Annotated in this window: 5 protein-coding genes and 1 pseudogene; 5 read left to right on the top strand and 1 reads right to left on the bottom strand. The window is 65.5% G+C overall.

Annotation, left to right across the window (positions count from 1 at the left end):
* The 5 genes from JOY90_RS15600 to mdlC form a co-directional block, all read left to right on the top strand.
* Nucleotides 1-590, top strand: a 590-nt coding sequence (locus JOY90_RS15600; protein ID WP_291692014.1) for a cytochrome P450, incomplete at its 5' end; no start/stop codon positions are given.
* A gap of 207 nt (nt 591-797) precedes the next feature.
* On the top strand, nt 798-1,970 hold the full coding sequence (locus tag JOY90_RS15595; protein ID WP_291692013.1) for an acyl-CoA dehydrogenase family protein: 1,173 nt from the start codon (nt 798-800) through the stop codon (nt 1,968-1,970).
* Between the two features lie 8 nt (nt 1,971-1,978).
* Nucleotides 1,979-3,106: a CaiB/BaiF CoA-transferase family protein gene (locus JOY90_RS15590; protein WP_291692012.1), complete on the top strand. Its 1,128-nt coding sequence runs from the start codon at nt 1,979-1,981 to the stop codon at nt 3,104-3,106.
* On the top strand, nt 3,103-3,957 hold the full coding sequence (locus tag JOY90_RS15585) for a MaoC family dehydratase N-terminal domain-containing protein (protein WP_291692011.1): 855 nt from the start codon (nt 3,103-3,105) through the stop codon (nt 3,955-3,957). Before JOY90_RS15590 ends, JOY90_RS15585 begins: the two co-directional genes overlap by 4 nt.
* A gap of 212 nt (nt 3,958-4,169) precedes the next feature.
* Nucleotides 4,170-5,777, top strand: a complete 1,608-nt coding sequence (mdlC, locus tag JOY90_RS15580; protein WP_291692010.1) for a benzoylformate decarboxylase — start codon at nt 4,170-4,172, stop codon at nt 5,775-5,777.
* A gap of 772 nt (nt 5,778-6,549) precedes the next feature.
* On the opposite strand, the pseudogene JOY90_RS15575 reads toward mdlC, so the two are convergent.
* Nucleotides 6,550-6,823 (bottom strand): annotated as a pseudogene (locus JOY90_RS15575) (short-chain dehydrogenase); the annotation flags it as partial.

Raw genomic sequence — 6,823 nt, 5'->3', positions numbered from 1 at the left:
CCGAGCCGCGCAACGACCTGTTGTCGATGATGGCGCACAGCGAGGCGACGCGCCACATGGACGGCGACAATCTGATGGGCAACATCATCCTGCTGATCGTCGGCGGCAACGACACCACGCGCAACACCATGAGCGGCTCGGTGCTGGCGCTGAACGAGCACCCCGATCAGTACGACAAGCTGCGCGCCAATCCCGCGCTGATCGATACCATGGTGCCGGAGGTGATCCGCTGGCAGACACCGCTCGCGCATATGCGGCGCACAGCGCTCGAGGACACCGAGATCGGCGGCAGGAACATCAAAAAGGGCGACCGCGTCGTGATGTGGTACGTCTCCGGCAACCGCGACGAGGAGGCGATCGAGCGGCCCGACGAGTTCATCATCGACCGTGCGCGGCCGCGCACCCATCTGTCGTTCGGCTTCGGCATCCACCGCTGCGTCGGCATGCGGCTCGCCGAATTGCAGCTTCGAATCGTCTGGGAGGAGATCCTGAAACGGTTCGAGCGGATCGAGGTGGTCGGTGAGCCGAAGCGGGTCTATTCGAGCTTCGTGCGCGGCATCGAATACCTGCCGGTCCGCATCCCCGGTTAGTCTTGCGGCGTCACGAGATCTGTAGGGTAGGTTGAGCGGCCGCGTGCACGGAAGGGCACCCACGCAAAGACGGAAGCGTGCCCACCACTCCAAACCATGCTATCGGGACAATGGTGGGCACGGCGCGCTTCCGCCTTCGCTCTGCGAGCTACGGCGGACGCGGCCGCGCCTTGGCCCACCCTACCTTTTGTAGCCAACTGGGTTCCGATGACCGATCAAGCCACTCATGAGGACGAGCACGCCGATATCCGCGACGCCGTGGCAAAACTCTGCGCCCAGTTTCCCGGTGAATACTGGCGCAAGCTCGACCGCGAGATGGCCTATCCGTCGGCCTTCGTCGATGCGCTGACCAAGGCCGGCTATCTCTCGGTGCTGATCCCCGAGGAATATGGCGGCGCGGGTCTGAAGCTGTCGGCGGCGGCGGCCATCCTGGAGGAAATCCAGCGCGGCGGCTGCAACGGCGGCGGCTGCCACGCCCAGATGTACACCATGGGCACCGTGCTGCGGCACGGCAACGCCGAGCAGAAGGCGAAATTCCTGCCGAAGATCGCGAGCGGGGAGTTGCGGCTGCAGGCGTTCGGCGTCACCGAGCCGACCAGCGGCACCGACACCACCTCGCTCAAGACCTTCGCCCGTCGCGAGGGCAACGACAGCTATATCGTGAACGGCCAGAAGATCTGGACCAGCCGCGCCGAGCATTCCGACCTGATGCTGCTGCTGGCGCGCACCACGCCGAAGGACCAGGTCAGGAAGCGCACCGAGGGGCTGTCGGTGTTCATCGTGGACATGTGCGAGGCCAGGCAGGCGGGGCTCACGATCCGCCCGATCCGCACCATGATGAACCACTCGACCACCGAGGTGTTCTTCACCGACATGAAGGTGCCGGCGGAGAACCTGATCGGCGAGGAAGGCAAGGGCTTTCGCTACATCCTCTCCGGCATGAATGCCGAGCGCATCCTGATCGCGGCCGAATGCATCGGCGACGCCAAATGGTTCATCGCCAAGGCCACCGACTATGCCAAGGAACGCGCCGTGTTCGGCCGGCCGATCGGCCAGAACCAGGGCATCCAGTTCCCGATCGCCAAGGCCTATGCCGCGATGCGCGCGGCCGAATTGATGGTGAAGGAAGCGACCCGCAAATACGAGGCCGGGCTCGATTGCGGCGCCGAAGCCAACATGGCCAAGATGCTCGCAGCCGATGCGTCATGGGAGGCGGCGAACGCCTGCATCCAGACCCATGGCGGTTTCGGCTTCGCGGAGGAATACGACGTCGAGCGCAAATTTCGCGAGACCCGCCTCTACCAGGTCGCGCCGATCTCGACCAATCTCGTGCTGTCCTACATTGCCGAGCACGTGCTCGGCATGCCGCGCTCCTATTGAGAAGAACCATGCTGCCGCTCGAAGGGATCACCGTCATTGCGGTCGAACAGGCCGTGGCCGCGCCGTTCTGCTCCTCGCGCCTGGCGGATGCCGGCGCGCATGTCATCAAGATCGAGCGCCCGGAGGGCGATTTCGCCCGCGGCTATGACGCGGCGGCGAAAGGCCAGAGCAGCTATTTCGTCTGGCTCAACCGCGGCAAGGACTCCGAGGTGGTCGATCTCGCCACCCAGGAAGGCCGTGCCAGGCTGGAAAAGCTGGTCTCAGGCGCCGACGTGCTGCTGCAGAACCTGAAGCCCGGCTCGATGGACAAGCTCGGCTTCTCGCTCGATCGTCTCAAGAAGGATTACCCGGCGCTGATCTGCTGCACCATCACCGGCTATGGCGACGAGGGCCCGTATGCCCATCGCAAGGCCTATGACCTGCTGATCCAGGCCGAGAGCGGGCTTGCCTCCATCACCGGCGGTCCTGACGGGCCGTCGCGGGTCGGCGTCTCCATCGTCGACGTCGCAACCGGCGCGACTGCGCATGCGGCCATCCTGGAAGCTCTGATCGGGCGCGCGCGCTCAGGCAAGGGAGCCGATATCCGGATTTCGATGTTCGACGTGATGGCCGACTGGCTCACGGTGCCGCTGCTCAATTCCGAGGCCGGCAATCCGCCGCGACGCATGGGTCTCGCGCATCCCTCGATCGCGCCCTATGGCGTGTTCCGCTCCAGGGACGGCAAGGACATCCTGATCTCGATCCAGAGCGAGCGCGAATGGAAGAAGCTCTGCACCGAGGTGCTGGGACAGCCGGAGCTGCCGAACGACCCGCGCTTCGCCAACATGGTCGAGCGCGTCCGCAACCGCAAGATCACCGACCAGACCGTCGGCGACAGCTTTGCCGCGCTCTCGCGCGACGAGTTGCTGAAGCGGCTGTCGGATGCCGACATCGCCTTCGCCGAGGTCAACACCATGGCCGACCTCACCATCCATCCGCATCTGCGCCGCATCGAGGTCGAGACGCCGAAGGGCGTCATCACCTATCCCGCGCCGGGCGCGATCGTCGTCGGCGAGCCGCGCCGTTATGGCGCGGTGCCGGCGATCGGCGAGCACCAGGAGCGCGTCGAAGCCAGCCACTTGCGGAAATCGTCATGACCGAGAAGAAGCTCGATCTCGACCATCTGCGGCAATGGATCGGCCGCAGCACGGAAGCCTCCGACATCGTCACCGCGCAACTGGTGAAGGGTTTGCGCGCGACATTGTTCCAGGAGATCGGCGAGCCGAAGACGGGCGACGACGCGCCGTTCACCGTGCATTGGTGCCTGGCGCAGCCGGTCTATCCGATGTCACAGCTTGGCCCCGACGGACATCCGACCCGCGGCGGCTTCCTGCCGCCGGTGCCGCTGCCGCGGCGGATGTGGGCGGGCGGCGAATTGCAGTTCCTCGACCCGCTTCGGGTCGGCGACGAGGCGAAACGCGTCTCGCGCATCGCCGACGTCACGCTGAAGACCGGCTCGACTGGCGCCTTGTGCTTCGTCTCGGTCGAGCACGAGGTGACGACACTGCGTGGCCTCGCGATCCGCGAGCGCCAGGATATCGTCTACCGCGATGCCGGCGGACCGGCCGCAGCGCCGCCAAAACCCGCGCCGCCGCCCCCGGCGGCAAGGCATCGCGAGACCCATGTCGCGGATCCCGTGCTGCTGTTCCGCTACTCGGCGCTGACCTTCAACGGCCATCGCATCCATTACGACCGCGACTATGTCACCAAGGTCGAAGGCTATCCCGGGCTGATCTTCCACGGGCCGCTGCAGGCCGCGCTGATCGTCGAGCTCGCCGCCAAGCTGCGGGGCGGCACGGTGCCGAAGAGCTTCGCCTATCGTGGCGTGCAGCCGCTGTTCGAGGGCAGCGAATTCTCGGTCAATGCCAACGACAATGGCGAGACGATGGAACTGTGGACCGCGAACGCGCAAGACCAGCCCACGATGAAGGGCACGGCGACGTGGTAGCGCTCGCCACGAATGCGGTGAACCCCCTCGCCCCGCTCTTGCGGGGAGAGGGTTGGGGTGAGGGGCAGCCGCACGATCGGTGTAAATTGTTGGACCTGTACCCCCCTCACCCGGATCGCATCTTGCGATGCGATCCGACCTCTCCCCGCAAGCGGGGCGAGGTAAGCTTCTTTACGCCAACCAAGGACCGTCACTTGTCGCGTGAAAAACCAATGACAAAATCCCTCACCGTCAAGCACGCCGTGTTCGACCTGTTGCGCGCATTCGGCATCGACAGAGTGTTCGGCAATCCCGGCTCGACCGAATTGCCGTTCCTGTCCGACTGGCCCGACGGCATCGACTACGTGCTCGGCTTGCAGGAGGCGAGCGTCGTCGGCATGGCCGATGGCTATGCGCAGGCGACCCGCAATGCCGGATTCGTCAATTTGCATTCGGGTGCCGGCGTCGGCAATGCGCTCGGCAACATCTACACCGCGCATCGCAACCAGACCCCGCTCGTGATCACCGCGGGCCAGCAGGCACGCTCGATCCTGCCGCTGCAGGCGTTTCTCTACGCCGAACGCGCGTCGGAATTTCCACGGCCCTATGTGAAATACTCGGTCGAGCCGGCGCGCGCGGAGGACGTGCCGGCGGCGATCGCGCGTGCCTATTACACCGCGATGCAGCCGCCCTGCGGGCCGACCTTCGTCTCGATCCCGATCGACGACTGGACGCACCCGGCACAGCCGGTGTCCGCGCGGCAGGTCACGCGCGAGATCGGCCCCGATCCACAAGGCATGAAAGCGCTCGCCGCAGCATTGTCGGAGAGCCAGAACCCGGCCCTCGTGGTCGGCCCCGGCGTCGATCGCGCCGAAGCCGTCGCGCTGACGGTCAAGGTGGCGGAGAAGGCCAAGGCCGCCGTCTGGGTCAGCCCGTTCTCGGCGCGCTGCTCGTTCCCGGAGCGGCATCCGCAATTCGCCGGCTTCCTGCACGCCTCGCCAAGTCAGGTCTCGGAGGCGCTGCGGCCCAACGACCTCGTCGTCGTGATCGGTGCGCCGGTGTTCACGTTCCATGTCGAGGGTCAAGCCGCGATCTTCGATGGCGCCACCACGATCTTCCAGATCACGGATGATCCGGACGCCGCCGCCGTCACGCCGGTCGGCACCAGCATCATCGCCACCATGAAGCCCGCGCTCTCATTGCTGCTGGAGCTGTTGCCCGAGACGAAACGCGCGGCACCGCGGGGCCGCGAATTGCCGGCCGCACCGACCGCGGCCGATCCGCTGCCGGTGGACTATCTGCTGCACGCGCTGTCCAAGGCGATGCCCGACGACGCCGCGCTGGTCGAGGAAGCGCCGTCGCACCGTCCGGCGATGCAGAAATTCCTGCCGATGCGCGGCCAGGACAGTTTTTATACGATGTCGAGCGGCGGGCTCGGCTACAGCCTGCCGGCCGCGGTCGGCATTGCGCTCGGGCGGCCCGAGCGCCGCACCGTCTGCCTGATCGGCGACGGCTCGGCGATGTATTCGATCCAGGCGCTGTGGACCGCGGCGCAGCGCAGGCTGCCGCTGACGGTGGTGGTGATCAACAACCAGGGCTACGGCGCGATGCGCTCGTTCAGCCACGTGATGCAGGTGCGCAACGTCCCCGGCCTCGACCTGCCCGGCATCGATTTTGTCGCCATCGCGCAGGGCATGGGCTGTGACGCCGTGCGGGTGACGAAATCATCCGAGCTGGTGCCGATGCTGAAGCGCAGCATGACGCACCAGGGTGTCAGCCTCGTCGAGGTGATGGTCGATTCCGCGGTGCCGATGCTGTACGCGCGGACCGGACGCGTGTAGCCGGCCAAATCGGGCCGCGGACGCCATCGAGAATCGGCGCAAATCGCGTGCGCGAAAACCCGGAATTGGCCAGCCGATTCAAGGGCGAATCAGCAGTCCAGATCGATCGCGAAAAATAATTAGCTTCCGTTTTTCAGAATTTGATGCTATCTCTCACGCATCCCGCCTCATGCAGAGGGACGTACGCGTCGTCACGATACGTTGAGTGCGGGCTGCGGTGGACGCGAGCGGTGTCGCCAGACGAGCGATCCGTTGCGGACGGCGAAGGCGTGTGGTCCTGGCCTCCCGACGCTGAGGCCAAGTGTGCGACGATGCTTGCGCATCGCGCAGACGACGGGGGCAAGAAAGCCCGGTCCCCGGGGAGAGCGCGCTATAAGCGTTAACACCATCGCGCAGGGAAGGCCGGGTATTCTCGGCTGAGCCTGTGGTTCCTACCCCGTGCTTACCTGTTGCACGGGGGCCATGGGTATCGGTCGATACCCGGTCTTCCCTGCGCCCTCTCGTTTTCGAGGGTGACCGTTCTTGCAAAGCTCGGGCTAATCAGTCGCGAGAAGGTGGACGTGTGTCCCCCGCTGTCATGCTCCGCGAAAGCGGGGCATCCAGCATTCCAGATACGTCTCGTGTGAACACGACTGTCTCTGGAATACTGGATCGCCCGGTCCCGCCTACGCCAAAGGCTTCGGCGGGCTCGCAAGCCGGGCGACGACATCGAATGCTGTTTGACATAGGTGAATCCCACGCGACACGGCTCACGGCACCTCTCCTGCTGCAATCACTTCCCGTGCTCTTCGCGCAACTTCGCCTGGATCTTGGCCATGCCGGCGATCCAGCGATCATAATTCTCGGTTTTCTTTCGCATGTAGCCGAGCACTTGCGGATGCGGCAGGATGACGAACGTCTCCTGCGCGATGCTGGCGAGCACGTCCTGCGCGACCTGCTCGGGCGAAAGATCGCCGTCGCCGGATTGCGGGCCCTTCGGAATCGCGCGCAGCATGTCGGTGTCGACGCCCTGCGGGCACAGGATCGAGACGCGGATGTTGTCGGCC

This window comes from Bradyrhizobium sp. (genome assembly GCF_019242285.1).
GTDB lineage: Bacteria > Pseudomonadota > Alphaproteobacteria > Rhizobiales > Xanthobacteraceae > Bradyrhizobium.
The sequence above is the reverse complement of the archived record's forward strand: the minus strand, read 5'-3'. Positions and strand labels throughout refer to the sequence as shown.

What these genes read in the sequence shown, in the direction of transcription:
- JOY90_RS15585 (WP_291692011.1), top strand. Translation starts at nt 3,103, where the DNA reads ATGACCGAGAAGAAGCTCGATCTCGACCATCTGCGGCAATGGATCGGC.
- JOY90_RS15590 (WP_291692012.1), top strand. Translation starts at nt 1,979, where the DNA reads ATGCTGCCGCTCGAAGGGATCACCGTCATTGCGGTCGAACAGGCCGTG.
- mdlC (WP_291692010.1), top strand. Translation starts at nt 4,170, where the DNA reads ATGACAAAATCCCTCACCGTCAAGCACGCCGTGTTCGACCTGTTGCGC.
- JOY90_RS15595 (WP_291692013.1), top strand. Translation starts at nt 798, where the DNA reads ATGACCGATCAAGCCACTCATGAGGACGAGCACGCCGATATCCGCGAC.